Here is a 26,649-nt window from a genome sequence, read left to right as displayed (position 1 = left end):
TTCTGGCGTTCCGCAAAAGCGCTCCATGCCACCGCTGCGACGGTTCTAGAACGAGCCGGCAAACCGTACGGCAAGGCCGTCGACCGTGAAATCGGCGGCCTTGTCGTTTTCGCGGCGCACGAGGTGGCTGTATTCCAGTGCCACCGTCGCTCCCTTGGGCAGCGTGTAGGCCAGCGTGACGGCGGCCGATTTCGTGCGTGTACGATAGTCGTAGTAAAGCCAGTCACTATAGGCCTGCTCGTAGGCGAGTATGAGCTTCAGCTTTTCCGTCAGTTCCTTTTCAAGCGAGAGCCCGATCGTGCGCACGTCCTCGGCGAGCGGATCGTCGATGTCGGCGAGCTGGAGGTCGCGTGCCAGCTTGGCCTTCAGCACGGCCTTGTGGGGCAATTGCCAGGTCACCTCGCCTTTGAAAAAGGGGCGGGTGCGCTCGACGGTCGTGCCGAGATAGGCGCTGGTGATGCCGACGACGCCGGCCTCGGCCATCAGGGTGATACCGTTGGCGTAGGCCCGGCCATAGGCGAGCGAGCCACGCAGGGTTTCCGCCGGAAAGCGTTCGAACATCCTGCGCTCGGAACGTGCGATATGGCTTGCTCTGTATTGCAGTGTCGCACCCACCTCACCGCCGAGCAGTGGCCGGATATGACCACCGGTGATGTCCAGCAGACTGTACCCGGCTTCGAGCTGGGTCGGCTTCAGGCCGGGAAGGGTGAAATGCGCCTTGCCGCGGTCGAGATTCGAGAGGGTTGTCGTCAGGTGGTTGCGTCCGCCCCAATGATCGACCGTCAGGCCGGCGCTCCCCGTCGCGAAGACATCGTCCTTGCGATAGCCGATGAGTGCACCGGGAAGAGCGAGGAAGATATCGCCGTTGCGCCGGCGCTCGATGCCGCCCTTCAGCGTGACCTTCACCGCCTTGCTGACATCGTAGGTGAAGCCAACTTCGAGCCCGATCGTGCGCTGGTCGGCGAAACGGTATTTCGGCACGCGCCGGGCACTCGCGCTCACCGCATAGGCAACCTGGGAGTCTTCAAGAGCAAGGGTACCGCGAAGGGCGAGTTTTGCTTCGCTGAAGGCGGCGGAAAGGTTGGTTGGGTCCTGAAAAATGTTCGACGACCAGCCCATGCCCGTCCTGTAGTCGACGGTTGAATCGGCTCTTGCCGGGTTGTATCCGGCCAGCATTGCGGCCGCGCAGAGGAAACCACCAAGGAAGCGCATCGGGTCTGTTCCTGTCTGTTTCTGGAACAGAATCCTAGAGTTGTATGGTTAAAAATTCCCCCGATGGTTGATGTTCGACCGGGATATGCGTGTTTTTCTATTTTGGCTTGAGGAAGGGCGGGATTCGTTAAACTTGTCTATGTTATGGTTAACTATTTGCTATGACTAGGGAATCCGGTTGAGTAATTCAGTGCTTATATTACCTTCGATTGCGTACCAGCGAGGTACACAACCGAAGGAGAGAGAGCATGAACATGACCCGCATCATCGCAATCGCATCCGTCCTCGCAATCGCCGGCGCTGGCCAGGCATCGGCTGGCGGCCTGCTCGGTGGTATCGGCATCCTGAACAACAACAAGACGGGCGGCGTTGTGATCGCCCCGAGCGTCGGCGTCGGCGACATCCTCAGTGACAATGACGGCAACAACGTGCTGAACGGCGTGCTCAACGGTACCCTGTCGGGTGTCCTCAACGGCAACACGCTGGGCATTCTCGGCGGCAGCGACTGCGGCTGCAAGAAGCGCAAGCACTGACCGCATTCACCCCCGCCCGTGCGGTCTGTGGGGCCCGGGAGAGCAACGCTCTCTCGGGCCTTCCCGTTTTCAAGGAAGCGTAAGGAATTCAGTCGATCCGGTGGTCCATCGTCGCGGCCGGCATCTCGTCTTCAGAGTGGACGCGGACAATCCTGGCGGGCACGCCGGCGACTGTCGTATGTGCAGGGACTGGCTCCAGCACCACGCTTCCGGCGGCGATCTTGCTATAAGCGCCGATCTCGATATTGCCGAGGATCTTGGCGCCAGCCCCGATCAGCACGCCGCGGCGCACCTTCGGGTGGCGGTCGCCCTTGTCGCGGCCGGTACCGCCGAGCGTGACCTGCTGCAGCATCGAGACGTCATCTTCCACGACGACCGTCTCGCCGATGACGATGCCGGAACCATGGTCGAGCATGATGCCGCGGCCCATGCGTGCGGCGGGATGGATATCCAGACCGAAGGCGAGGGAGGCCTGCGAGGATAGCCAGCGTGCACCTTCCATGCGGCCTGCCTGCCAGAGGCGATGGGCGAAGCGGTGGACCTGCAGGGCCTGGAAACCCTTGAGGTGAAGGAGGACGGTGAGTGGATCGGGATTGGCGGGGTCGCGTGTCACGATCGCCAGGAGATCGGCCTCGGTCTCCTCCAGAAGTGCGCCGTCTTCGGTGGAGGCAAGGACTTTCGCCGCAAGCGCCCGGTCGCCGGCTGTGTGGGCGAGCCGCGCGGCGAGCGTACCGATCAACATCTGGCGGCCTGTTTTGGCCGCAAGGATAGGGTGCAGCAACGTGGCAAGGCGCGGTTGCTCGTCGGCGCGCAGTTGCGCCGCGGCCCGGATGTCGGTCCAGACCCGCCCTTCCGTGTCGCTGGCGATGGGCGAGGCAAAATCGATCACCTGACGCGCCACGATGCCGCTCCTATCCCGCAAGATCGATGACCCCACAATCGCCGGCTTCGCTGGCGAAAGCCAGAAGTTTTCCGTTTTTGCTCCAGGCCATCGAGGTGATGGCGCCCTTTCCGGGGCGGCGCAGCAGCACCTCGCGGCTGTCGGCGAAGCGGGCGGCGAGCACCATGCCGTCGGAATAGCCGATGGCGACGACCTCTTCGGCGGGATGGCAGGTAACGGACGTGACCATGACGTCGGCGCGGGTGCCAAGCTCCAGCGGTGGCTTGCCCATCGGGCCATCTTTCGCGGAGAACGGCCAGACGATGGCCGCCGGTGCGCCCGACGAGGCGAGCCACTTGCCCTTCACCGACCAGGAGAGCGACTTCACCTTGGCCGGGTAGCCTGTCATGCGCATATGGCGGGTGTCTGCGCCAGGCTTCGTGTCGAGCTTCCAGCCGTGCAGGGCGTTTTCCTGCATGCTGGTCACGACGAAGCGGCCGTCGGGGGAGAAGGTGATGCCGGTGTGAGCGCCTTTCCATTCCAGATCGACGGGCTGGCCGGCCATTGCTACCCAATGCAGCGAGGCGCCATTGTAGCGCGCCACGCCAATGCGCAGGCCCTTCGGCGCGAAGGCGATGCCCTCGATCGAACGGCTTTCCGTAAATTCCTTGATCGTGCCGTCGCCAAGACGCACGCGCGCCGTGCGACCTTCCGCGAAGCCGACGGTGCCTTGCGGACCGGCGGCGGCGATCGAGATCCACTTGCGCGGCACTTCGGCGAGAAGCGCCACGGTGCCGTCGGCGGCGATGCGCTGCACCTTGCCGTCCTCGCCGCCCGTGATCAGCGTGTCGTTCGCCTCGTCCCTGGTGCAGGCGAGCAGCCCGTCATGCGCTTCCGTGACCTTCTGGCCGTGGTCGAGGCGATGGATGGCGCCGGAGGCGGTGGCGAAGAACGGCACATCGCCGAGGAAGGCGGCCGCGACGACGTGGCCGTCGAGATCAAGAGGAGCGACAGTCGGCATTACGGCACTTTCAGTCTTGGTGCGGGTGAGGAGTTGCGACGGACCAATACGCCATCTTTTGGCAAAGGAACAGGAGCGTCCAGTTCATCGGGAAAATCCCTGTAGCAAAACCACCGGTCCCAGTTTTCACGCAACCAAGCGGTTTCGAGAGAAAGGCGATTGGTGCCCTGGCTTTCTGGCGGCAAGTAGATCCAGGGCATTCCAGCCTTGTAGCCCTTGGTCATCATCAGCCCCAAAATCCTATCATATCCCCACAGTTCAAAAAGGAGGAGATCCACCGGGCCCGCATGGGGACCGATGGAGGGGTGATGGGGAAGACGAATGACATCTCCTCGCCACAGGCTTTGGTCCGGAAGCTCGAAGAGTGGAACCCAGTTCCGGCCGAGGCCGTTTGCAGACCAGGTTTCCACGCATCCGCTCCCGCAACCCTTAGTTCGCCTGCGCCTCACAGGCCTTGAACGTGCGTTCGATCTTCTCGCGGTCGAGGTCGCGGCCGATGAAGACGAGACGGCTTTCGCGTTTCTCGCCGTCCTTCCAGGCGCGCTGGTGATCGCCTTCGACGATCATGTGCACACCCTGCACGACGTAACGCTCGTCATCACCGGCAAAGGCGATGATGCCCTTGAGGCGCAGGATGTTCGGGCCGTCGGTCTGGGTGATCTTCTGGATCCACGGGAAGAAGCGGTCCGGGTTCATCTCGCCGCCGCGCAGCGAGATCGACTGCACCGTCACGTCATGGATCGGCGAGACGCCGTGGTCGTGGTGATGATGGTCATGATCGTGGTGGTGATGGTCGTGATCGTGGTGGTGATGGTCGTGATCATGATCATGATGGTGGTGATCGTGGTCGTGGTCGTGACCATGATGGTGATGGCCATGGTCATGGCCGCAGTCGGGGCCACAGACATGGTCCGGGGCATCGTGGTCGAGGAAATGCGGGTCGTTTTCGAGCGCCCGCTCCAGGTTGAACGCACCCTGGTTGAGAACCTTGGCGAGATCGATTTCCGAGCGGGTGGTGCGGTGGATGCGGGCCGAAGGATTGATCACGCGCACGGTCGCCTCGATCCGGGCCAACTCTTCCGGGCTGACGAGATCGGTCTTGTTGATCAGCACGACGTCGGCGAAGGCGATCTGGTCCTCGGCCTCGCGGCTGTCCTTCAGGCGCAGCGGCAGGTGTTTTGCGTCGACCAGCGCCACGACGGCATCGAGCTCGGTCTTCTGGCGCACGTCGTCGTCCATGAAGAAGGTCTGAGCGACCGGTACCGGATCGGCAAGGCCCGTCGTCTCGACGATGATGGCGTCGAAGCGGCCGGGGCGGCGCATCAGACCTTCCACCACGCGGATCAGGTCGCCACGCACGGTGCAGCAGATGCAGCCGTTGTTCATTTCATAGATTTCCTCGTCGGATTCGACGATGAGGTCGTTGTCGATGCCGATCTCGCCGAATTCGTTGACGATGACGGCATATTTCTTGCCGTGATTGTCGGTCAGGATGCGGTTGAGCAGCGTCGTCTTGCCGGCGCCGAGATAGCCGGTAAGCACGGTGACGGGAATGGGCTTGGGGAGGGCTGTTTCGGTCATGGGAACCTCGAGCGATGGCGGGGACGCCTGCAGCGTCCGGTTGGCGTCTGATATAGGAGATCGCACGGGCCAGCGCAAATGCGATCCGGCCTTGTTGTCACGCAAAACGGCTTGGTGCTTCTTAGCGTAGCGTCTCCACGTCGAAGGCTGCGACGTCTTCGAGGAGCGCGACGATGCCGCCGAGGGCGTGTGCGATCAGGATCTCGCCGCGCCCTGCGGTTGCTGCTGCGGCATTTCCGGCGACGCCCTTCGGATTGAGGTCGGCCATCTTCCAGCCGAAAGCATGCGGGCCATAGGCGCGCAGATGCGCAAAGCGTGCGGCGAACTCCACCTGCCGCGAGCCGAAATGTTCCGCCTTGTCCATATGAACGCGTTCCGGATGCAGGGCGAGCATGACGGAGGTCTCGATATCGCCGCCGTGGATGTCGATCGCCTTGTCTTCCGGCGCAATCCAGCCGTCCGGCTGGCCGAAACGGGTCCAGGCCGTCGCAACGACGAGCATGTTCCAGCGCATGCGGGCCTCGGTGGCGACGATCGTCAAAAGGGGGGAATTGCCGCCGTGAGCGTTGAGCAGGACAAGCTTTCGGACGCCCTTTGCGTTGAGGTCTCCCGCGATGCCCAGCCAGCGTTCCACCGCCTCCGCATAGCCGAGCGAGCGCGTGCCGGGCACGTCGAGATGCTCCGGCGAATAGCCGACAGGCTCGGCGGGCAGGATGGTCACGGGCAGGTGCGCCGGCAGCACGGCCATCAGACGCGCGGCAATGCCGTCGGCGATCAACGTGTCCGTTTCGAGCGGCAAATGCGGGCCGTGGCCTTCATGGGCGCCGAGCGGCAGAATGGCGATCCAGCCGGCACGGTCCCGTGCCGAAAGCGCCGGATCGTTGTCGCCCCACCGCATCTTCGGATGCGTCATCGTCTGCCTCTATCCCGTCTTGCCGCCCGACTGTCACATGAGTCATACAAGGCCATGCCCGCGATGCAAGGGTGATGCAAGGTACGGTGAGGCGGAGGCAATCGATGGGCAAGAAGCACAAGGACGGCAAGAAGGGCAAGAAGAAGAAGGGGCATGATGATGTCTCGGGCGCCGGACTTGCCGCCGCCGTCGTCAATGCGGCCCGCTCCATGCGCACGGTCCTGTCGCGCAATCTTCTCGCCACCGGTCTTTATGCCGGCCAGGACGGCGTGATCCTGGCCCTTGCGGAAGATGGCGGCCTGACCGCCGGTGCGCTCGCTGCCCGACTCGGGGTCAAGGCGCCGACGATGACGCGCACGATCGGGCGCCTGGAGGCGCAAGGGTTCGTGGAGCGGCGGCCGGACGAGACGGACGGTCGGCTGACCGTCGTGCATCTCACCGAGGCCGGCGAGGCTTCCGTCGATCACATCACCGAGGCCGGCCGGCTCAGCGAGCAGCAGGCGGCGGAAGGGTTGAGCGAGAAGGATGTGCGCCAGTTGCTCAAGCTCCTGCGCGCCATGGACGAAAACCTGCACGGTGGCCTGGCGGACGCCTCTCGTGAGGTCGAAAAGGCAGTTGCCGACGAGATTTAAACTGTTTAAATAAACGGTTTTAAACGCCGCGTTGCTTGGCGTTCGTCGGGGAGGGGTCGTGGCACAGAAAATCAAGCTTTCCACCATCGCGGAAACGCTCGGTGTTTCCACGGCGACGGTATCGCTTGCGCTCAGGGACAGCCCGCTCGTCGCAGCCACCACCCGTGACAAGATCAAGGAACAGGCCCGCGCGCTCGGCTATATCTACAACCGCCGTGCCGCCAGCCTGCGCACCTCCCGCTCCGGTATCATCGGCGTCGTCGTGCACGACATCATGAACCCGTTCTATGCGGAAATCCTGAAGGCCATCGAAAGCGAGCTCGACCGCGACCGGCAGACCTTCATTCTCTCCAACCACTACGATTCAGTCGAAAAGCAGCGCAATTTCGTCGAGACGCTGCTGCAGCTCGGCGGCGACGGGGTCATCATGTCGCCGGCCATCGGCACGCCACCGGAGGATATCCGGCTTGCCGAGGACAATGGCATGCCGGCGATCCTGATCGCCCGTTCGATCGAGGGGCTGGACGTGCCGATCTTCCGCGGCGATGACAGCTACGGCATCTCGCTTGCGACCAACCACCTGATCGGCCTCGGCCACCGCACCATCGCCATGGTGGGCGGCACGGACCAGACGTCGACCGGTCGCGACCGCTACCAGGGTTATGTCAATGCGCTGCGCAAGGCGAATATCGAGGTCGATCCGGGCCTGCGCATCCCCGGGCCGCGCACCAAGCAGGGCGGCTTCGAGGCGGCGGTGCACTTCCTCTCCCTGCCGCAGAAGCCGACCGCGGCGGTCTGTTGGAACGACCTCGTGGCGATCGGCCTGATGAACGGCATCGCCCGCGCCGGCCTCGTGCCGGGCCGCGACGTCTCCGTCACCGGGTATGACGACCTGGAAGAGGCGGCGATCGCCACCCCGGCGCTGACCACCGTCTGGAACGGCCAGTCCGAAGTCGGCCGCAACGCCGCCCGCGCTTTGCTCGACAAGCTCTCGGGCAGCCACGAGCCTGACGGCATCCACCTCATCAAGCCGGAAATGCGCATCCGGCAATCCACCGGACCGCTCAAGGCCCATCCGGAAGGCTGAGGCATCGGGCAAAGGGAGATCTCGCCATGGTGGCCAAGACGCGTCTTCTCGTGCCCGGCACGATCCGCGACCGGGTGCTCGACCGCTTGAAGGACGCCTTCGACGTGGTGCGCATCGAGCGGGCGGATCCGGCGTTGCTCGCTCGCTCCGAGGCGGCGAGCATTTCCGGTGTCGCGGTTTCCGGCGGTCTTGGCGCGGCGATGATCGAGCACCTGCCGTCGCTTGAAATCATCGCAAGCTTCGGCGTCGGTTACGATGGTGTGGATGTGGCGGCTGCCGCGGCACGCGGCATAGCTGTCACCAATACGCCCGATGTGCTGAACGACGAGGTGGCTGATACGACGATCGGCCTGCTGCTCAATACGGTGCGCTGCCTTCCGCAGGCCGAGGCGTGGCTGCGCGAAGGGCGCTGGGTGCGCGAGGGCGCCTTCCCGCTGACACCGCTCAGCCTGCGGGGCCGCAAGGCCGGCATCTACGGGCTGGGGCGCATCGGCATGGCGATCGCCGAGCGGCTGAAGGGCTTCGGCGTCGGGATCGCCTACCACACGCGGCGCCCGCGCGAGGACGTGCCGTTTGCCTATTATCCCTCGCTGGCGGAACTGGCGGAGGCGGTGGATATCCTGATCGCCATCGTGCCGAAGACGGCCGAGACGCACCGGACGATTGATGCGCATATCCTTCGCGCGCTCGGTCCCAATGGCGTGCTGATCAATGTCGGGCGTGGCTGGACGGTCGATGAGGGCGCCCTTGCCGCAGCACTTGGGGACGGGGTAATCGCGGCGGCCGGGCTCGACGTCTTCTATGATGAGCCGAACGTGCCGCAGGCACTGCTCGACCTGCCGAACGTCTCGCTCCTGCCGCATGTCGCTTCGGCTTCGGTGGCAACGCGCGATGCCATGGCCGACCTCGTGGCAGACAATCTCTTCGCCTGGTTCGAGCGTGGTGCGGCCCTGACCCCGGTGCCTGAAACGCCCTTTGTGCGAAAAGCAGGGAACGATCTGGAAAGCCTTCGTTAACCTTTCGGCAATTTTGCGGGCGCATGCTTTTGCCATCGAGTCGATCGCGAAGGAGAGCCCATGAAGACGCTGGTGATTGCCGCCGTGGCCGGCGCATTGTCGCTGGGGCTCTGGAGTGTTGCGGCGGAGCGCGCACCGGCTGTGGACCCGGTGGCGACGAGTTCCGTTCCCGCTTCGGTGTCCGCACACAGCTATACCATTTCCAATGTGGTGGCGAATACCGCATGCCTTGCAGAGCGCGGTGACCGAATTTCGAGCCGCAGCGAGCGCTTCACTGCCAACAGCGACTGCGACGCCGTCTGGCCACGCCTTTCGGCTGCACGCACCTGGGTCGACAACGGCGATGGTACGGTCATCGTTGCCGATGCGCAGGGTGAGGCCATTCTGACCGTCGTCGATGGCGACGGTCTCGCCTATGAGGCCGTCGAACCTGCCGATGCCATGATCACGATGATTTCGGCCGACTAGCAAACGCCCAAGAAAAGAAGGAACTAGAGCTGCCTCGGCGGATTGGATCCTGCCGGGGACGCCCTTCGCCCTTTCGGTTCGTCTGCCGCGGAGGTATCGCGCTTCGCACCCGATACACAGGTTTCGGCCCAGCCGAGCCGCCGCCCGTCCCCGGCTTGCAGCCTGAGGCGGCCGACGGGCGCGCCGGTTGCCGTTTCCACCAGCACGGAATGGCGTTCGTCCGCTCGGTAGAGGTGGTCCTCCCCCCATTGCCTCATGGCGACGATGACGAGAAAGAGGTCGCGGCCCTTCTTGGTCAGGACGTATTCCTGGTAGGCACTGCCGTCCGATGCCGGGGCGAGAGCGAGGACCTCGGCCTCGACGAGGTCGCGCAGGCGCGTGCTCAGCATGCCCCGGGCGATGCCGAGATTCTGCTGGAAGGCGCTGAAGCGCCGGATGCCGTCGAAGGCATCGCGCACGATGAGCAGCGACCACCAGTCGCCGATGGCGTCCAAAGTGCGCGCGACGGGGCATTCGGCCTCGCGAAAACTCTTGCGTTTCATATCGGGTACCCTCGGCGACAAACTGGTTCTAAAATAGAACTGGAATAGGTGTTCCGCAAGTGGTCTCATCATAAGACAAAGATGAGGTTGATTATGAAAACGTGCGATACCCTTTCCCAGTCCCGCCCGTGCCAGCCCGCCGATGGATCGAGGCAAGCGCCTGAAACATCGGGCCTCTCGCGGCTGACATTGCTGGTCTTCGCCGTCACTTGCGGAAGCAGCGTGGCGAACATCTACTATGCCCAGCCCCTGCTCGATGCGATCGCGGCGACCTTTGCCATTCATCCGGCCGCTGTCGGCCTCGTCGTCACATTGACGCAGGTTGGCTATGCGGTCGGCCTGCTCTTCCTCGTGCCGCTCGGAGACCTGCTCGATCGCCGCAAGCTGGTCATCGGCCAGACACTGCTCTCCGCCTTGGCGCTTGCTGCCGTCGCCGGGGCGCCGAATGCCCTTACCCTGTTCGGCGCGATGATCGTTGTGGGCCTGCTGGCAGTCGTGGTCCAGGTGCTGGTAGCCCTCAGCGCCACGTTGGCGCGGCCGGAAGAGCGTGGTGCGGCCGTTGGCCTCGTCACCGGCGGCGTGGTGATCGGTATCCTGGCGGCGCGGTTCGTTGCCGGCATCCTGGCCGATGCGGGTGGGTGGCGGATCGTTTATCTTGTCTCCGCCGGCTTCATGCTGCTCCTGGGCGCGTTGCTCATGCGAGTCTTGCCACGGACGATCCCGGTAGCAAGTACGGAACGCTATGGCAGCGTGTTGAAATCCATGCCGCTCATCTTTCTGAACGAGCCGGTGCTGCGCCTGCGGGCGGGGCTGGCCTTCCTGATCTTCGCCAGCTTCAGCACGCTCTGGACTGCGATGGTTCTGCCGCTGAGCGCGCCGCCCTTTTCCTTGAGCCACACCCAGATTGGTCTCTTCGGGCTCGCGGGGCTGGCCGGGGCGTTGGCTGCGGGCCGGGCAGGGCGGCTGGCAGATCGCGGCCTTGCGGAGCGCACGACCGGTTTATCCCTTGCGTTGCTCTGCCTCTCCTGGCTGGCAATCGCATTCCTGCCGCACTCGCTCGCGGTCTTTGCCATCGGTGTGGTGCTGCTCGATTTCGCGGTGCAGGCGGTGCACGTCACGAACCAAAGCCTTATCTTTGCTCGCCGGCCTGATGCCCGCAGCCGCCTCGTCGGCGGATACATGGTCTTCTACTCGGCCGGTAGCGCCCTGGGCGCCATCGTCTCGACGGTGAGCTATGCCCGTTTCGGCTGGGTAGGGGTCTGCCTTGCGGGGGCGACCTTCAGCCTTGCGGGCCTGTCCCTCTGGGCGGTTTCGCGAGAGAGGGCACGGCACGGTTCATGACGACGCGTCATGCGAGGCCGGGCCGTTCAGGCGGACTTGGCCGAGCCGAAAGCCAGCACGTCGGCCTCGCCGGCCGCTTTGGCGGGGCGGGGCGCGCCCTGCTTTGCAGCAGCATAGTTGCGAACCGCTTCGCCGAAGGCGGCGAACAGCTTGTTCGACGGCTGGTCGGAGCCGACCCAATATTCCGGATGCCATTGTACACCGACTGCGAAGGCCTTGGCCCCGAGGACGGAGACGGCTTCGATCGTGCCGTCTTCGGCGACGGCTTCGACGGCAAGACGCGGTGCGATGTCGGAGATCGCCTGCCGGTGCAGGGAATTGACCTGCACGTCGCCGGCGCCGACGACGGCGGCAAGGCAGCTGCCTTCCTTGACGTGGACCGTCTGGCGGATGCCATAGGCGACGTCGAGCACGGGAGTGTCCGGCTTGCGGTGATCCCACATGCCGGGCTGTTCCTGGATCTCGTTGGCGAGTGTGCCGCCGAGCACGACGTTCAGTTCCTGAATGCCGCGGCAGATGGCGAGCAGCGGAATGCCACGCTCCAGCGCGCGGCTGATCAGCGGCAGGCTGGTGGCATCGCGTGCCATATCATAGGGGCCTTCCGCATCGGTCGCTTCTTTTCCGTAGAGGGAAGGGTGCACGTTGGTGCGCGAGCCGCTGACGAGGAGCCCGTCCACCCGGTCGAGAATGCCGTCGAAATCGTTGTCCGATTCGAGCGCCGGCACGAGGAACACCGTGACGTCGGCGCCCTTGACGGCGGCGCGCACATACTGGTTCGGGGTGGCCTGCCAGACGTTGCCTTCGATCTCCCTGATATCGGCGGGAATGGCGACAACGGGTTTCGACATGATGGGCTCCGGAAAAAGAAATACCAATTGACGATTTGCTATCAAATCTCCGATCAGTCAATTCCCCCATTCTGGCGAAATGACGGCCGAAGCCCGGTTTCCAGGCGGTAGACGGAAGGATATACTGATCTAGGTTCGGGGAATCCCGGTGTGGTTCGGCGACGCCTTGTTAACTACATGCTTGCAAACAGCGATTGCATATACGACTTTTTTCGCTTTGCGTGCGCGTAATACTGTATCGCTCCGGAGACAGGATATTGCGCGGGCGGCCCATGTTAGGTTGAGTTGGCTGCGCGAACGGCCTCAATATTGCAATATGAGGTTGAGAGCGTCTTCTCTGGGTTGAGTGCGCGTGCAATGATGCAGGGCAATACCCTCGTTATTGGGTAATTTCCCGAAATCATTCATTAAATTTTGGTCGGTAACCCTCTCGTGTCAAGGGAGTGCCGAGTCCATGAAGGATAAGGGTCAAAACACACTGCCGGCTGATGTCTACCTGTCGTTCGTCAGCTCGCTGTACGGGAACCGCCAGACCCTTTTCGTGGGCATGATTTCGCATGTCATCACGTTCTCCTTCGTTTACGCCAAGACCGCCGACCCCTTTTTCCTGATCTGGAGCGGGCTGGTTATCGCCATCTGGTCGCTGCGTGCCGTCGGCATGCGCCATTTCGACCGGGTGGACCACGCAGCGCTCGACATGGACGGCATCCGCTACTGGGAGAACTGGTACAATCTCGGTGCCGTCGGTACGACGCTGGCGCTCGGTACGTCCTGCGGGTACAGCCTGCTCTTCAGCCGCGACAGCTTTGCCGAGCTTGCCACGATCGCGGTGACACTTGCCACCATGGTCTCCGTCGTCGGGCGCAACTGCGGTTCGAAACGCGCCGTTGACTACATGACTTTTTCCGCATGTTTTCCGATGGTCGTGGGCTTCCTGGGGCTTCAGGATTTCTACCATGCCGTGCTCGCGGTGCTCATCCTGCCTTTCGTGATGACGACGCGCATGATGGCGAACGGCGTGCGCGAGTTTCTCTACAAGAACGTGCTAGCGACGCGCGAGGTCTCCATCATCGCCGACCGGTTTGACACGGCGCTGAACAACATGCCGCACGGCCTGTTCATGCTGGACGCCGACCACCGTATCCTCGTCGCAAACCGCCGGGCTTGCGAGCTTCTGCATCTTGGCAACCAGGAGCGGCTGAAAGACTGCCATCTCGACGTCGTCCTCAGGTTCGGCGTGCGCAACACCTTCCTCAACACCGAGCAGAGCAGGGTGATCCTGCGCCAGCTCGACGAGCTGTTGAAGGGAGAGCGTTCCCGCGCGCTGGTGCAGGTCACGGACGGGCTCTATCTGGAGTTCACCGCCTCGCCGCGTGAAAACGGTGGCGCCGTGCTTATTTTCGAGGATGTGACGGCACGCGTGCGGGCGGAAAAGAAGATCCTGCACATGGTGCGCTACGACAGTCTCACGGGCCTGCCGAACCGCGCCTACTTCACCGATCTCGTGCAGGAGGCGCTGGGCGAGCGCAAGAAGGCCGGTACGGTCGGCTTCATGGTGCTCGATGTCGACGACTTCAAACATGTCAACGACATGAAGGGGCACGTTACCGGCGACCGGCTGCTGTGCGCCATTGCCGAGCGGCTGCGCAAGCTTGCCGGCGACAAGGTGCTCGCCGGTCATCTGATGGGTGACGAATTCATCCTCTTCTTCCCCAACGAGACCAACCGCCGCGATCTCGAAGCGCGCATGCGCCGGTTCCACGAGCAGCTGCGCGGTACCTACGAATTTGACGGCATGACCTTCCTCGTCTCCTTCAGCGCCGGTGCCGTTATGGTTTCGAGCGACGATTTCCGGCTGGAGGAAATGCAGATCCGCGCCGACCTCGCGCTCTTCGAGACGAAGTCGCGCGCCAAGGGCAGCGTCACCGTCTTCGAGCAGGAGATGGACGCACGCTACATGGATCGCCAGAAGCTCAAGGACGATCTGCGCGAGGCACTTGCCAGCAACACGCTGTCCGTCGCCTATCAGCCGATGTTCGTGCCCGACGGCACGCGCATCGAGTGCTGCGAGGCGCTGTCGCGCTGGACGCATGCGGAGCGTGGTCCGGTGCCGCCGAACGTCTTCATCCAGCTTGCCGAAGAGATGGGCATCGTCTCCGAGATCACGCGCTTCATGATCATGCGTGCCTGCGCCGATTGCGCGGGCTGGCCGGCGCATATGGGTGTCTCGGTGAACCTCTCGGTGCAGGACCTGCGTGGCACCGGCATCATCGACCTCGTTGCCGAAGCGCTGGAAGTGGCGGGGCTCGCGCCACACCGGCTGCACCTGGAGGTCACCGAAAGCTGCCTCATGGAAGAGCCGGTCAAGGTGCAGGCCATCCTGCAGGAGCTGCGTGCCCGCGGCATCACCATCGCCATCGACGATTTCGGCACCGGCTATTCCAGCCTCAGCTATCTCGACCAGCTGCCGCTCGATGTCATCAAGATCGACCGGTCCTTCGTGCGCAACATCGGCGAGGACCCTCGCCGCTTCAAGCTCCTGCGCGGCACGGTCAACCTTTCCCGCGAACTCGGCCTGCGTATCGTCGTCGAGGGCGTGGAAACGCGCGAGCAGCTTGCGCTTATCAACAAGTACGAGTGTGCCGATCTCGTGCAGGGTTATGTCTTCGCGGCGCCCATGTCGCCTGACGCACTGCGTGATCTCTACGAGACTCTCGCCCGCAAATCCGGCGAATCCCGCCGCCGCGGCCGCCGCGTCGCCTGATCCTTCCTGTCTTCTTCCTCCGTGACGTATGAATTCGATACGGCGTATCAGTGTCTTCAAAATTAGCGTTAACCATTTATTAAGGTTAATGAATGGTATTTTACACAAATTGTCTTATATCGACGATTGTAATGGTGGCAGCGCGGTGGCTGCCGGTGCTCTTGCAATCGAGGATACGGGGACAATGGCCAGCGTAGAGACGGCGACCAACCGCTTTTCGGACAAGCTTCTGGGGCTGCTCGACAGGATCGAGTACCGCCGCGTCGAGACGGGCGAGGACATGGAAGACGTCGCCCGCATCCGCTACAAGGCTTACAAGGCGGGCGCCGTCATGCATCTCGACGAGCAGGCGGTCCTGATCGACGAGGTCGATTTCGATAGCCATGCCTATGTCTTCGGCATCTATTACGAGGAGCGGCTGATCTCGACGGTGCGCCTGCACCACGTCACGCCGGAGCACCGCGTCACTTCGTCGGGAAAGGTTTTTCCGGATGAAATCAATGCCTTCCTCGATGCGGGCATGTCGCTGATCGACCCGGTTCGTCTGGCCGCCGACCCGGAAATCTGGAGCGAGATGCCGGCAATCCCGTATCTGACGTTGCGTATCGCCACCATGGCGACGGATTACTTCCAGACGGACCGTTGTGTGCAGATGGTCAAGCCTGCGCATTCGGCCTTCTACAAGCGCGTCTTCGATGCCGATTTCGTGGCTTCGCCGAAGAGCAACCACGGCAAGTTCATTATCGACCTGATGCTGCTGGCGACCAATGTCAAGGAGACGTTGCCCTCGCTCTACCAGCGCTTCCCGTTCTTCAAATCCGAACCTTATGAGCGCCGCATGATGTTTGCCCGGGGCGACGGCCTGCCGTTCAGCCCTTTGACCGTGCGTCCGACCGCGCGCCGCGCGCATTTCGGCGGCGAGCGCATCCAGCTTTCCGGAAATGCCTTTGCCGGATAAGCGCCCCGCGTTTTGATGTCGCATGACGGGCCGGTTTCTTGCGAAACCGGCCCGTTCTGTTTCGGAAACGAGAAAGGTCGAAACGCTCTGCCTGCCTTGCCGTTGCGCTTTGCCGATCCATTGTGTATGGCCAGAAAGACGCGTGTCTTCACGCTTGAGGGAATCTGTTTTCGGTGCCTGTCAGCGAGGCTTTTCCGCTGACAGGTGCGGGTGCTTAGGAGAAGGTAGACTATGGCTGAACATCATTCCGGACCGGTCGAGACGGGCGCTGCGATGGATTACCCGGAGCATGAGAAGACCTACGACCTCTTCATCGCCGGCGCCAAATACGGCACGCTGTTCTGCGTCGCACTGCTGATCGCCATGGCGGCCGGCTTCTTCACCAGCGCCGGTTTCTTCAGCGCGCTGCTGCTGCTCATCATTCTCAACGTCGTCGGCTACTTCCTGCTGCGTTGACCTAAACAACCGCATCTGCGGATTGTCACACGGCGCCATTCCGGCGCCGTGATTTAACACGGCCAGTCTCGGGGGGAGGACCACGGTTTGAGTCAGTGTGTTTTTGTAGCACGGGAAAGTGATCCGGCGGAGGGCCGCGTCGCGGGCTCCGTTGAAACAGTCAAGAAAATGAAAAGCCTGGGGCTCGACGTGCTGGTGGAAACCGGTGCCGGCCTTGCCTCCCGCATCCTGGATGCGGATTACGAAGCTGTCGGCGCACGCATCGTCGGGGCCGAAGAGGCAAGAGCAGCGGACGTCGTCCTGAAAGTCCGGCGGCCGACCTCCGCCGAAATCGCCGCCTATAAGGCCGGCGCCATCGTCATTGCCACGATGGATCCCTACGGCAACGAAGCCGCCATCGCCGAGATGGCCAGTGCCGGTCTCACCACCTTCGCCATGGAACTGATGCCGCGCATCACACGCGCCCAGTCGATGGACATTCTGTCCTCGCAGGCGAACCTTGCCGGCTATCAGGCCGTCATCGACGCCGCCCATGAATACGACCGCGCCATGCCGATGATGATGACCGCTGCCGGTACGGTTCCGGCCGCGAAAGTCTTCGTCATGGGTGCCGGTGTTGCCGGCCTTCAGGCCATCGCGACCGCGCGCCGCCTCGGTGCCGCCGTCTCCGCGACGGACGTGCGCCCGGCCGCAAAGGAGCAGGTCGCTTCGCTTGGTGCCAAGTTCATCGCCGTCGAGGACGACGAGTTCAAGGCCGCCGAAACCGCCGGCGGCTATGCGAAAGAGATGTCCAAGGAGTATCAGGCGAAACAGGCCGCGCTCGTCGCCGACCATATCGCCAAGCAGGACATCATCATCACGACGGCGCTCATTCCCGGCCGTCCTGCCCCCCGGCTTGTGACGCGCCAGATGCTGGTGGCCATGCGCACGGGTTCCGTTGCCGTCGATCTCGCGGTCGAGCGCGGTGGCAACATCGAGGGCGCCGAGGCCGGCCGTGTTGCCGAGGTCGAAGGCGTCAAGGTCATCGGCTATCTCAATGTGCCCGGCCGTATCGCGGCCTCCGCTTCGGCGCTCTACGCCAAGAACCTTCTCACCTTCCTGGAGACCATGGTCGACAAGGAAACGAAGTCGGTTTCGGTCAATGTCGAGGACGAGTTGGTCAAGGCGACGATGCTGACGAAGGACGGTGCCGTGGTGCACCCGAATTTTGGCGGTAGCGTTCAGCAAGGGGAGGGCAAGTGATGGCGAACGAACTTCTCGACAAGGCGATCACCGATCTGGAACGCGCGGTGGAAGCTGTCCGCGCCGCTTCCGAATATGTGCCGGATGCGGCCGCTGCGGCGGCGCACGGCGTTTCCGGCGGGGCGATCGATCCTTTCGTCTTCCGTCTGGCGATCTTCGTGCTGTCGATTTTCGTCGGCTACTATGTCGTCTGGTCGGTGACACCCGCGCTGCACACGCCGCTGATGGCCGTCACCAACGCCATCTCCTCGGTCATCGTCGTCGGCGCTTTGCTCGCCGTCGGTATCTCGCTCTCGGGTGTGGCGACCGGCTTCGGCTTCGTCGCGCTCATCCTCGCCTCCGTCAACATCTTTGGCGGCTTCCTCGTCACCCAGCGCATGCTGGCGATGTACAAGAAAAAAGAGAAGTGAGGGCGGCCCGATGAACGCAAACTTCGCAGCCTTCCTCTACCTCGTTTCCGGGGTGCTCTTCATCATGGCCTTGCGCGGCCTGTCGCATCCGACGACCAGCCGCCGCGGTAACATGCTCGGCATGATCGGCATGGGCATCGCCATCGGCACGACGCTGCTGCTCGCGACGCCGTCCTTCGGTGGCCTCGTGCTCATCGTGCTCGGCCTTGCCATCGGCGGCGGTGCCGGCGCCTATATCGCGCGCTCGATCCCGATGACCTCGATGCCGCAGCTCGTGGCGGGCTTCCACTCGCTCGTCGGCCTTGCCGCCGTGCTGGTCGCTGCCGCCGCGCTCTACTCGCCGGTGTCCTTCGGCCTCGGCCAGGTCGGCGAGATCCACGGCCAGGCGCTCATCGAAATGGCGCTGGGTGCCGCCATCGGCGCGATCACCTTCACCGGCTCGATCATCGCCTTCCTGAAGCTCGACGGGCGCATGTCCGGCAAGCCGATCATGCTGCCCTACCGGCATGTCATCAACATCGTGCTGCTCGCGGCGATCGTCTTCTTCATCGTCGGCCTGACCCTGTCGGAAAGCCATTTCGATTTCTGGCTGATCGTCATTCTGGCGCTGGCGCTCGGCGTGCTGCTCATCGTGCCGATCGGCGGCGCCGACATGCCCGTCGTTGTCTCGATGCTCAACTCCTATTCGGGTTGGGCTGCGGCCGGCATCGGCTTCACGCTCGGCAACCTCGCGCTGATCATCACCGGTGCGCTGGTCGGCTCCTCGGGTGCGATCCTGTCCTACATCATGTGCAAGGGTATGAACCGCTCGTTCATCTCTGTCATCCTTGGCGGCTTCGGCGGCGACAGCGGCGCGGCAGCGGCGGATGACGGTGTGCAGCGCACGGTCAAGCAGGGTTCTGCCGACGACGCGGCCTTCCTGATGGCGAACGCCTCCAAGGTCATCATCGTGCCGGGCTACGGCATGGCGGTGGCGCAGGCGCAGCATGCGGTTCGCGAGCTTGCCGATGCGCTGAAGAAGAACGGCGTCGAGGTGAAATACGCGATCCATCCGGTCGCCGGCCGTATGCCGGGCCATATGAACGTGCTGCTCGCCGAAGCGAACGTGCCCTATGACGAAGTGTTCGAGCTCGAGGACATCAACTCCGAGTTCGCCCAGGCAGATGTCGCCTATGTCATCGGCGCCAACGACGTGACGAACCCGGCGGCGCGCGACGACAAGTCCTCGCCGATCTACGGCATGCCGATCCTCGACGTCGACAAGGCGAAGACCTGCCTCTTCGTCAAGCGCTCGCTCGGCTCCGGCTATGCCGGCATCGACAACACGCTGTTCTACAAGGACGGCACGATGATGCTGCTCGGCGACGCCAAGAAGATGACCGACGATATCGTCAAGGCCATGAACCACTAAGAGGGTTTCACCCGAGACAAAAAAGCCCGCGATCATCTCGCGGGCTTTTTTTGTTTCAGAATCTCCTGGAAGGAGAACCCCGGGCTGGCCCGAGGATGACGAACGAGAGGTGCGTAGCTTAAGCGGGCTTTGCAGCCGAGGCGGCGCCTCTTGTGCGGGCAAGGCCGTCCTTGGCCGGCTTGTAGTTCGGATCGAGCTTCAGGGCGTGCGAATAGGATTTTGCCGCGCGGGCCATGTCGCCGCGGCGCTCGTAGATCAGCGCCTGGTTTGCCCAGGATTCGGCAAGCTTGCCGTCGAGGTTGATCGCCGTGTTGAAGTCCTGGAACGCATTGTCGTCGTCGCCCTGCGCGGCATAGGAAATGCCGCGACCATTGTAGGGCTCGGCCGAGTTCGGCGAGAGCGAAATGGCCTTCGAGAAGTCCTCGATGGCCTTGTCGTGCTGGCGGCGGGCCTGGAAGATCAGGCCGCGATTGTGATAGGCGCGCGGATCGGTCGTATCGAGTTCGATCGCGCGGTTGAAGTCGCGGAAGGCCTCGTCGAGGCGGCCGGCCTGACGATAGAGATTGCCGCGGCCGATATAGGCGACGTCGTAGTTCGGGCTGAGCTGCAGCGCAGTGTTGTAGTCGCTCGCCGCCTGCGCCTGATTGCCCTGGCTGCGCTCGACGAGCGCACGGTTGGCGTAGGCCTGGTAGAAGCGCGGATTGAGCTCGATCGCGCGGTTGAAGTCGTCGATCGCGCGGCGATACTGGCCGGCGCGGCCATAGGCGGAGCCGCGCACATTGTAGCCGGCCGGGTCCTGCGGGTTTGCGGTGATCACTGCCGAGAGCGAGGAGATGTTCTCTTCCGAGCCCTGGGCGCGCTCGACCTTCAGCACGTCCGTCGACGTAGCGGTCGACTGGCAGCCGGTCAGAAGGAGCGCGATGGACGTGGCGGCGACGGCGGCCATCAGGGGGCGGCGCAGGCGGGCAGCCGAGGGAGAGAAGCGGTCGGTCGGGAACCCGGTAGATGCAGCCATGTCCAAGTGCGAATCCTCAAAGTGGGCTTCTGTCGCGCCTCATGCGCGATGAAAACGCTACGCTTGAAAGCAATTCCGGCGACGGTGCGTAGCGATAGCGCCCGGAATTGCACGGGAAGTCTTTCACATCTGTGAAAAAACGTCCGGTCACGTCAAAAAAGGCGGCGGCGAAATGTTCGCCCCCGCCCGGTCTTGCATCCGAAAACGTCGAAAAGACGGCCGATCAACGGGCGCCGGGACGACCGCCGATGAGGCCTTCGCGCTGGGCGCGCTTGCGAGCCAGCTTGCGAACGCGACGGACGGCTTCAGCCTTTTCACGCGCACGCTTCTGCGACGGCTTTTCGTAAAAGTCGCGCATCTTCATTTCACGGAAAATACCTTCGCGCTGCATCTTCTTCTTGAGAGCGCGGAGAGCCTGATCAACGTTGTTGTCGCGGACAAGTACCTGCACGAGAATCCCGTTCCTTTGTTTGTTGTACGCCCACCGAGCACGGGTCGCCGGGCAAATAGATTGCGTTCGCGCAGCCCACCAGGCTGGCAATTGGTGGGTCGGATACCAGATCGCAGCAGCGAAGTCCAGCCTGAAGCGCCGGGAAGCTGAGGATATTTGTGAGATGCCGGTGGGAAAGCATGGCAAAGCTTCCGTGACGCTCATGTCGCATGTGGTACAAGGTGCGCCTGAATGCGTCGCAAAGGATACGGCGCGGTGCGTCAGGATTTGCTTTCTTTCTGGGTAGGAAACAAGCCGGCCGGGCCGGCGCGATTTTGAGGACATGGGATGCGCAAATATTCGGTTTTCGCCGTCGCCCGCGAGGCGATGCGTGGCCACAAGGGCTGGGAGGCGCAATGGACCTCGCCCGAGCCGCGCAAGGAATATGACGTGATCATCGTCGGCGGCGGCGGCCATGGCCTGGGCGCAGCCTACTATCTCGCCAAGGAGCACGGCATCACCAATGTCGCGGTCATCGAGAAGGGTTGGCTCGGCGGCGGCAATACCGGCCGCAACACGACGATCATCCGCTCGAACTATCTCTATGACGAGAGCATGGACATTTACGAGCACTCACTGAAGCTCTGGGAAGGCCTCAGCCAGGATCTCAACTACAACGTCATGTACTCGCCGCGCGGCGTGATGATGCTGTCGCACAATGTGCACGACAAGCAGTCCTTCCAGCGCCATGTCCATGCCAACCGGCTCTACGGCATCGACAACGAATGGCTGACGCCGCAGCAGGCGAAGGATTTCGTGCCGGTTCTCGATATCTCTGCCTCCGCCCGCTACCCGATCAACGGTGCGGCCCTCCAGCGTCGCGGCGGCACCGCCCGCCACGACGCCGTCGCCTGGGGCTATGCCCGTGCCGCGTCGGATCGCGGCGTGCATGTCATCCAGAACTGCGAGGTCAAGGGCATCCGCCGCGGGCCCGACGGCGCGGTGACGGGTGTGGAGACTTCGAAGGGGTTCATCGGCGCGAAGAAGATCGCGGTGTCGGCCTCCGGCCACAACTCGGTCATCCTGTCGATGGCCGATGTCAAGCTGCCGCTGCATTCCGTGCCGCTCCAGGCGCTGGTTTCCGAGCCGATGAAGCCGATCTTCCCCTGTGTGGTCATGTCCAACTCGGTGCATGCCTATATCTCACAGTCGGACAAGGGCGAACTCGTCATCGGCGCGGGTACGGACCAGTACAACTCCTATTCCCAGACCGGCGGTCTGCAGATCATCACGCATACGCTGGATGCGATCTGCGAACTCTTCCCGATGTTCAGACGCGTCAAGATGATGCGCCAGTGGGGCGGTATCACCGACAACACGCCGGATCGTTCGGCGATCCAGGGCGTGACGCCGGTGAAGAACCTCTTCGTCAATTGCGGCTGGGGCACCGGCGGCTTCAAGGCGACGCCGGGTTCGGCCCATCTCTTCGCGCACCTCATCGCGAAGGGTGAGCCGCACAAGCTGGCTTCCGGCCTGACGCTGGACCGCTTCCGTACAGGCCGCCTCATCGACGAGGCCGCGGCGGCGGCCGTGGCCCATTGATGAACGGCGCGCTCCTTGCCGGGTTGCTGATGACGGCCGGTGTGATGCCGGCGGGCTCGATCATTCCCGAGCCTGATGATTTCCGTTTCCAGACGATCCGCAAGGCGGCCGGCGAGCGGAACTGGCCCTTTCTCGCGGAGAGCGGGATGTTGGGGTGCACGACGATGCTCGGCGAACGGGTGGTCTACTTCATCCCCGGCGACGACATGGAACGCGCCTACAACATCGACATCAACCTCTTTGCGATGAGTATGGCCAATGTCGGAATAACGGATGTGCTGGCCCCCTACGAGGATAGCGCGCAACTGCTTTATCGGCTTGTGCCCTTCGTCTCCATGGGCCAGCGACTTTGCGACCAGGAACCCGGCACGCTCGTGACGGAACCAGAGCTTTAAACAGGTAGGATACCATGCTGCTGATCTACTGCCCCTACTGCGAGGAAGAGCGCTCGGAGCTCGAATTCCGCCACGGTGGCGACGCGCACATCGCCCGGCCGACCAACATGGCCGATATCACCGACGAGGAGTTCCAGGAGTATTTCTTCCTGCGCGACAACCCGAAGGGCCTGATCTTCGAACGCTGGCGCCATATCCATGGCTGCGGCCGCTTCTTCAACGCGGCACGCGACACGGTGAGCGACAAGTTCGTCATGAGCTACAAGGCGGGCGAGCCTAAGCCTGATCTCTCCGGTGCGCCGACAACCACCGAAAAACCCGCCGAAACCTTTGAAACCACGGAAGGAACCGCGCAATGAGCGGCGCCAATCGCATTGCCGGTCAGGGCCGCCTGACGCCGGCCAAGACAGCGCGTTTTACCTTCGACGGAAAGACATTCGACGCGCTGGAAGGCGATACCGTCGCCTCGGCGCTGCTCGCCAACGGCGTGCACCTCGTCGGCCGCTCGTTCAAGTACCATCGCCCGCGCGGCATCCTGTCGGCAGGCCCGGAAGAGCCGAACGCGCTGATCGATGTTTCGCGCGATGCCGCCCGCCGCCAGCCGAACGTGCGCGCGCCGGTGCAGGAAGTCTTTGACGGCATGAAGGTTTCTTCGCAGAATCGCTGGCCGTCGCTCGCCTTCGATATCGGCGGCGTCAACAACCTGATGTCGCCGTTCTTCGCCGCCGGTTTCTACTACAAGACCTTCATGTGGCCGAAGGCCGCCTGGGAAAAGGTTTACGAGCCCTTCATCCGCAAGGCCGCCGGCCTCGGCGTCGCGCCGACGGAAGAGGATCCGGACCACTACGCCAGCCGCTATGCCTATTGCGACGTGCTCGTCGCCGGTGGCGGCGTCGCCGGCCTTTCGGCAGCACTTGCCGCTGCCGAAGCCGGCGCGCGCGTCATCCTCTGCGACGAGCAGCCGGAAGTCGGCGGTGCGCTGCATTACGACACGTCGGTGACGATCGACGGCCGGAACGGCTACGACTGGGCGCAGGCGACGGCCGCCAGGCTGAAGGCGATGGAGAACGTCACCGTCCTCACCCGCACGACGGCCTTCGGCTACTACAACCACAATTTCGTCGGCCTCGTCGAGCGCGTCACCGACCACCTCGCAAAGCCTGACAAGAAGCTGCCGCGTGAGCGGATGTGGCAGGTCCGTGCCAAGCGCGTCATCCTGGCTACCGGCTCGATCGAGCGCCATATGGTGTTCGCCAACAACGACCGGCCGGGCATCATGCTCGCCTCAGCGGCGCGTACCTATCTCAACCATTTCGGCGTCGCCGTCGGCCGCAAGGTTGGCGTCTACACGGCGAGTGATTCGGCCTATGAGGCCGCCTTTGACCTGAAGCGTGCCGGCGTCACCATCGCCGCCATCGTCGACAACAGAGAGAAGCCGGGCGAAGCCGTTCTGGCGGAAGCCCGCAAGCTTGGCATCGAGGTGCTGACCGGCCATTCGGTCGTCGACACCAAGGGCAAGCTGCGCGTCTCCTCCATGTCGGTCGCCCGCAATGGCGGCGGCTCGGCCCGCGCCATCCCGGTTGATGCGCTGCTGATGTCCGCCGGCTGGACGCCCTCCGTCCATCTCTTCTCGCAGTCGCGCGGCAAGGTGGCCTATGATGCCGCCTCCGGCCGCTTTCTGCCGGGAACCTATGCGCAGGATTGCCTCTCGGTCGGTTCGTGCAATGGCACGGACGGCCTCCAGGCGACCATCGAGGAATCGCTGGCCGCGGGCGAGCTGATGGCCCGCGCTACCGGCAACGAGGGCGGCGGCAAGGTCGAGCTCTCGGGTGAAAACGCCTTCGAATGGACCGGCGGCATGGCCGGCGCGGGCGAGGGCGCCGGCGTCGATACGACCGTCAAGGCTTTCGTCGATTTCCAGAACGACGTCTGCGCCAAGGACATCCGCCTTGCCGTGCGCGAAGGCATGCACTCGATCGAGCACATCAAGCGCTTCACCACCAACGGCATGGCGACGGACCAGGGCAAGCTGTCCAACATCCATGGCCTTGCCATCGCCTCTGAAGTGCTGAACCGCGAGATCCCGAAGATCGGCCTCACCACCTTCCGTGCGCCCTATACGCCCGTCACCTTCGGCGCGCTGATCAGCCATTCGCGCGGCGACCTGTTCGATCCGGCGCGCAAGACGCCTGTCCATGCCTGGGAAGAAGCACACGGCGCCGTCTTCGAGGATGTCGGCAACTGGAAGCGTGCCTGGTATTATCCGCGCCCGGGCGAAACCATGCACGACGCGGTCAACCGCGAGTGCCACACGGTGCGTAGCGCTGCCGGCCTCTTCGATGCCTCGACGCTCGGCAAGATCGAAGTAGTCGGCCCCGATGCCGCCGAATTCCTGAACCTGATGTACACCAACGCCTGGGATACGCTGAAGCCCGGCCGTTGCCGCTACGGCATCATGCTGCGCGAAGATGGTTTCGTTTATGACGACGGTGTCGTCGGGCGCCTCGCGGAGGATCGCTTCCACGTCACGACGACGACGGGCGGCGCGCCGCGCGTCATGAACCACATGGAAGACTATCTCCAGACGGAATTCCCGCATCTGAAGGTCTGGCTGACCTCGACCACCGAACAGTGGGCAGTCATCGCCGTGCAGGGTCCGAAGGCGCGCGAAATCCTCGAGCCGCTCATCGAAGGCATCGACATCTCGAACGAAGCCTTCCCGCATATGAGCGTGCGCGAAGGAAAGATCTGCGGCGTGCCGACGCGGCTTTTCCGCATGTCCTTCACCGGCGAAGCGGGCTACGAAGTCAACGTTCCCGCCGATTACGGCCAGGCCGTCTGGGAAGCCATCTGGGCCCGCGCCGAACCGCTCGGCGCCTGCGCCTACGGCACGGAGACGATGCACGTCCTGCGCGCCGAAAAGGGCTATATCATCGTCGGCCAGGATACGGACGGCACCGTCACGCCGCACGATGCCAGCCTGAGCTGGGCCGTCTCCAAGAAGAAGACGGATTTCGTCGGCATCCGCGGCCTGAAGCGTCCGGACCTCGTCAAGGAAGGCCGCAAGCAGCTCGTCGGCCTTTTGACCAAGGATCCGAACGTTGTTCTGGAGGAGGGCGCGCAGATCGTCGCCGATCCGAACGAGCCGAAGCCGATGAAAATGCTCGGCCATGTGACCTCGTCCTACTGGTCGGAAAACTGCGGCCGCTCGATCGCCATGGCGCTTGTCGCTGGTGGTCAGGCACGGCTGGGCCAGACGCTCTACGTGCCGATGCCCGACCGTACCATCGCGGTCGAGGTCAGCGACATGGTGTTCATCGACAAGGAAGGAGGACGCCTCAATGGCTGATCACGCTCTTCGCAAGGCGCCGCTCGCCGGCCGTCATGGTGGTTCCGCCGGCGCACGCGTCACGCCCGCCGCCCCCGCAACCCGTCTTTCGCTGCGTGCAGGCGAAGATGCCATCGGCACGCTTTCGCTGGCCTTCGGCCTCGAACTGCCGAGACGGCCGAAAACCTCGGCCTCCGTCAGCGGGCGCCACGCGCTCTGGCTCGGGCCGGACGAATGGCTGCTGATCGACGAGAACGGCGCCGACCTGATGGGCATTGCATCGGGCGTTTCCGCGCTGCATTCGGCGACGGATGTCTCGCATCGCAACACGGCGATCCTCGTTTCCGGCCCCAACGCGGCCGGAGCGATTGCCAGTGGCTGCCCGCTCGATCTCGGCAATGCGATCTTCCCGGTTGGCGCCGCGGCGCGCACGGTGCTCGGCAAGATCGAGATCGTGCTCCTGCGCACCGGCGAGGAAGATTATCGCGTGGAATGCTGGCGCTCGTTCTCGCCCTATGCCTTGGGCCTGCTTGCCGAGGGCGCGGAAGACGCCGGGCTCTGACC

At 63.5% G+C, this 26,649-nt stretch carries 27 protein-coding genes; 17 read left to right on the top strand and 10 right to left on the bottom strand.

Annotation, left to right across the window (positions count from 1 at the left end; translation table 11 throughout):
- Positions 1-45: 45 nt before the first annotated feature.
- Positions 46-1,212 carry a hypothetical protein gene (locus K0P03_RS15125; RefSeq protein ID WP_130514068.1) on the bottom strand — a complete coding sequence of 389 codons (1,167 nt, stop codon included), beginning with the start codon at positions 1,210-1,212 and terminating at the stop codon, positions 46-48.
- 248 nt (positions 1,213-1,460) lie between these two features.
- On the opposite strand from K0P03_RS15125, the gene K0P03_RS15120 reads away from it, so the two are divergent.
- Positions 1,461-1,745 carry a hypothetical protein gene (locus K0P03_RS15120; RefSeq protein ID WP_023516271.1) on the top strand — a complete coding sequence of 95 codons (285 nt, stop codon included), beginning with the start codon at positions 1,461-1,463 and terminating at the stop codon, positions 1,743-1,745.
- 88 nt (positions 1,746-1,833) lie between these two features.
- Here K0P03_RS15120 and cysE read toward each other — a convergent pair whose 3' ends face one another.
- The 5 genes from cysE to K0P03_RS15095 form a co-directional block, all read right to left on the bottom strand.
- Positions 1,834-2,646 carry a serine O-acetyltransferase gene (gene cysE, locus K0P03_RS15115; protein WP_088016416.1) on the bottom strand — a complete coding sequence of 271 codons (813 nt, stop codon included), beginning with the start codon at positions 2,644-2,646 and terminating at the stop codon, positions 1,834-1,836.
- A 10-nt stretch (positions 2,647-2,656) separates the two neighbouring features.
- Complete coding sequence (locus K0P03_RS15110; RefSeq protein ID WP_272789978.1) at positions 2,657-3,646, bottom strand: WD40 repeat domain-containing protein; 990 nt, start codon at positions 3,644-3,646, stop codon at positions 2,657-2,659.
- Positions 3,646-4,056 (bottom strand): Imm45 family immunity protein, encoded by a 411-nt coding sequence (gene imm45 / locus K0P03_RS15105; protein ID WP_157255814.1) that lies wholly within the window; start codon positions 4,054-4,056, stop codon positions 3,646-3,648. Before imm45 ends, K0P03_RS15110 begins: the two co-directional genes overlap by 1 nt.
- Before the next feature lie 19 nt (positions 4,057-4,075).
- Positions 4,076-5,227: a CobW family GTP-binding protein gene (locus tag K0P03_RS15100; RefSeq protein ID WP_272789977.1), complete on the bottom strand. Its 1,152-nt coding sequence runs from the start codon at positions 5,225-5,227 to the stop codon at positions 4,076-4,078.
- Positions 5,228-5,348: 121 nt separating this feature from the next.
- On the bottom strand, positions 5,349-6,140 hold the full coding sequence (locus K0P03_RS15095) for a creatininase family protein (protein ID WP_023515980.1): 792 nt from the start codon (positions 6,138-6,140) through the stop codon (positions 5,349-5,351).
- A gap of 104 nt (positions 6,141-6,244) precedes the next feature.
- On the opposite strand from K0P03_RS15095, the gene K0P03_RS15090 reads away from it, so the two are divergent.
- Genes K0P03_RS15090 through K0P03_RS15075 form a run of 4 tightly spaced genes read left to right on the top strand, consistent with a single transcriptional unit; the run spans position 6,245 to position 9,343 of the window.
- Entirely contained in the window at positions 6,245-6,772 is a 528-nt protein-coding gene (locus tag K0P03_RS15090; protein WP_272789976.1) for a MarR family winged helix-turn-helix transcriptional regulator, read from the top strand.
- A gap of 58 nt (positions 6,773-6,830) precedes the next feature.
- Positions 6,831-7,859, top strand: a complete 1,029-nt coding sequence (locus K0P03_RS15085; protein WP_023515982.1) for a LacI family DNA-binding transcriptional regulator — start codon at positions 6,831-6,833, stop codon at positions 7,857-7,859.
- Positions 7,860-7,888: 29 nt separating this feature from the next.
- Complete coding sequence (locus K0P03_RS15080; RefSeq protein ID WP_272790490.1) at positions 7,889-8,875, top strand: 2-hydroxyacid dehydrogenase; 987 nt, start codon at positions 7,889-7,891, stop codon at positions 8,873-8,875.
- A 60-nt stretch (positions 8,876-8,935) separates the two neighbouring features.
- On the top strand, positions 8,936-9,343 hold the full coding sequence (locus K0P03_RS15075; protein WP_272789975.1) for a hypothetical protein: 408 nt from the start codon (positions 8,936-8,938) through the stop codon (positions 9,341-9,343).
- Positions 9,344-9,366: 23 nt separating this feature from the next.
- Here K0P03_RS15075 and K0P03_RS15070 read toward each other — a convergent pair whose 3' ends face one another.
- Positions 9,367-9,885 (bottom strand): winged helix-turn-helix transcriptional regulator, encoded by a 519-nt coding sequence (locus K0P03_RS15070; RefSeq protein ID WP_050743765.1) that lies wholly within the window; start codon positions 9,883-9,885, stop codon positions 9,367-9,369.
- A gap of 93 nt (positions 9,886-9,978) precedes the next feature.
- On the opposite strand from K0P03_RS15070, the gene K0P03_RS15065 reads away from it, so the two are divergent.
- Complete coding sequence (locus K0P03_RS15065; RefSeq protein WP_272789974.1) at positions 9,979-11,226, top strand: MFS transporter; 1,248 nt, start codon at positions 9,979-9,981, stop codon at positions 11,224-11,226.
- Between the two features lie 26 nt (positions 11,227-11,252).
- Here the strand turns inward: K0P03_RS15065 and K0P03_RS15060 are convergent, their stop codons facing one another.
- Positions 11,253-12,074 carry a gamma-glutamyl-gamma-aminobutyrate hydrolase family protein gene (locus tag K0P03_RS15060; protein ID WP_272789973.1) on the bottom strand — a complete coding sequence of 274 codons (822 nt, stop codon included), beginning with the start codon at positions 12,072-12,074 and terminating at the stop codon, positions 11,253-11,255.
- Between the two features lie 454 nt (positions 12,075-12,528).
- Here K0P03_RS15060 and K0P03_RS15055 point away from each other — a divergent pair, with 454 nt between their 5' ends.
- The 6 genes from K0P03_RS15055 to K0P03_RS15030 all read left to right on the top strand — a co-directional run bounded on the left by K0P03_RS15055 (position 12,529) and on the right by K0P03_RS15030 (position 19,315).
- Complete coding sequence (locus K0P03_RS15055) at positions 12,529-14,838, top strand: putative bifunctional diguanylate cyclase/phosphodiesterase (RefSeq protein ID WP_024270896.1); 2,310 nt, start codon at positions 12,529-12,531, stop codon at positions 14,836-14,838.
- A 184-nt stretch (positions 14,839-15,022) separates the two neighbouring features.
- Complete coding sequence (locus K0P03_RS15050) at positions 15,023-15,796, top strand: N-acyl amino acid synthase FeeM domain-containing protein (RefSeq protein WP_050743768.1); 774 nt, start codon at positions 15,023-15,025, stop codon at positions 15,794-15,796.
- A 231-nt stretch (positions 15,797-16,027) separates the two neighbouring features.
- Positions 16,028-16,252 (top strand): aa3-type cytochrome c oxidase subunit IV, encoded by a 225-nt coding sequence (locus K0P03_RS15045; RefSeq protein WP_023515782.1) that lies wholly within the window; start codon positions 16,028-16,030, stop codon positions 16,250-16,252.
- A gap of 87 nt (positions 16,253-16,339) precedes the next feature.
- On the top strand, positions 16,340-17,494 hold the full coding sequence (locus K0P03_RS15040) for a Re/Si-specific NAD(P)(+) transhydrogenase subunit alpha (RefSeq protein ID WP_272789972.1): 1,155 nt from the start codon (positions 16,340-16,342) through the stop codon (positions 17,492-17,494).
- The gene (locus K0P03_RS15035; RefSeq protein ID WP_023515780.1) at positions 17,494-17,904 is read left to right on the top strand and encodes an NAD(P) transhydrogenase subunit alpha; all 411 of its coding nucleotides are present in this window, start codon (positions 17,494-17,496) and stop codon (positions 17,902-17,904) included. Before K0P03_RS15040 ends, K0P03_RS15035 begins: the two co-directional genes overlap by 1 nt.
- A gap of 10 nt (positions 17,905-17,914) precedes the next feature.
- Positions 17,915-19,315: an NAD(P)(+) transhydrogenase (Re/Si-specific) subunit beta gene (locus K0P03_RS15030; RefSeq protein ID WP_023515779.1), complete on the top strand. Its 1,401-nt coding sequence runs from the start codon at positions 17,915-17,917 to the stop codon at positions 19,313-19,315.
- A 118-nt stretch (positions 19,316-19,433) separates the two neighbouring features.
- Here the strand turns inward: K0P03_RS15030 and K0P03_RS15025 are convergent, their stop codons facing one another.
- Positions 19,434-20,330 carry a tetratricopeptide repeat protein gene (locus K0P03_RS15025; protein WP_272789971.1) on the bottom strand — a complete coding sequence of 299 codons (897 nt, stop codon included), beginning with the start codon at positions 20,328-20,330 and terminating at the stop codon, positions 19,434-19,436.
- A gap of 223 nt (positions 20,331-20,553) precedes the next feature.
- The gene (gene rpsU / locus K0P03_RS15020) at positions 20,554-20,781 is read right to left on the bottom strand and encodes a 30S ribosomal protein S21 (protein ID WP_024270893.1); all 228 of its coding nucleotides are present in this window, start codon (positions 20,779-20,781) and stop codon (positions 20,554-20,556) included.
- A gap of 327 nt (positions 20,782-21,108) precedes the next feature.
- On the opposite strand from rpsU, the gene K0P03_RS15015 reads away from it, so the two are divergent.
- From K0P03_RS15015 to K0P03_RS14995, 5 genes are read left to right on the top strand one after another with little or no spacing between them, the layout of a single operon-like run.
- Positions 21,109-22,362, top strand: coding sequence for a sarcosine oxidase subunit beta family protein (locus K0P03_RS15015; RefSeq protein WP_024270892.1), 1,254 nt, complete (start codon positions 21,109-21,111; stop codon positions 22,360-22,362).
- On the top strand, positions 22,362-22,757 hold the full coding sequence (locus K0P03_RS15010) for a hypothetical protein (RefSeq protein WP_023514822.1): 396 nt from the start codon (positions 22,362-22,364) through the stop codon (positions 22,755-22,757). Before K0P03_RS15015 ends, K0P03_RS15010 begins: the two co-directional genes overlap by 1 nt.
- 14 nt (positions 22,758-22,771) lie before the next feature.
- Complete coding sequence (locus K0P03_RS15005; RefSeq protein ID WP_050743770.1) at positions 22,772-23,116, top strand: sarcosine oxidase subunit delta; 345 nt, start codon at positions 22,772-22,774, stop codon at positions 23,114-23,116.
- Entirely contained in the window at positions 23,113-26,106 is a 2,994-nt protein-coding gene (locus K0P03_RS15000; protein ID WP_272789970.1) for a sarcosine oxidase subunit alpha, read from the top strand. The genes K0P03_RS15005 and K0P03_RS15000 overlap by 4 nt, the downstream gene beginning before the upstream one ends.
- Positions 26,099-26,647 (top strand): sarcosine oxidase subunit gamma, encoded by a 549-nt coding sequence (locus K0P03_RS14995; RefSeq protein WP_272789969.1) that lies wholly within the window; start codon positions 26,099-26,101, stop codon positions 26,645-26,647. Before K0P03_RS15000 ends, K0P03_RS14995 begins: the two co-directional genes overlap by 8 nt.
- The last annotated feature ends 2 nt before the right edge of the window (positions 26,648-26,649 follow it).

The organism is Shinella sp. HY16, assembly GCF_028534175.1.
In the GTDB taxonomy this organism is placed as follows: domain Bacteria; phylum Pseudomonadota; class Alphaproteobacteria; order Rhizobiales; family Rhizobiaceae; genus Shinella.
The sequence above is the reverse complement of the archived record's forward strand: the minus strand, read 5'-3'. Positions and strand labels throughout refer to the sequence as shown.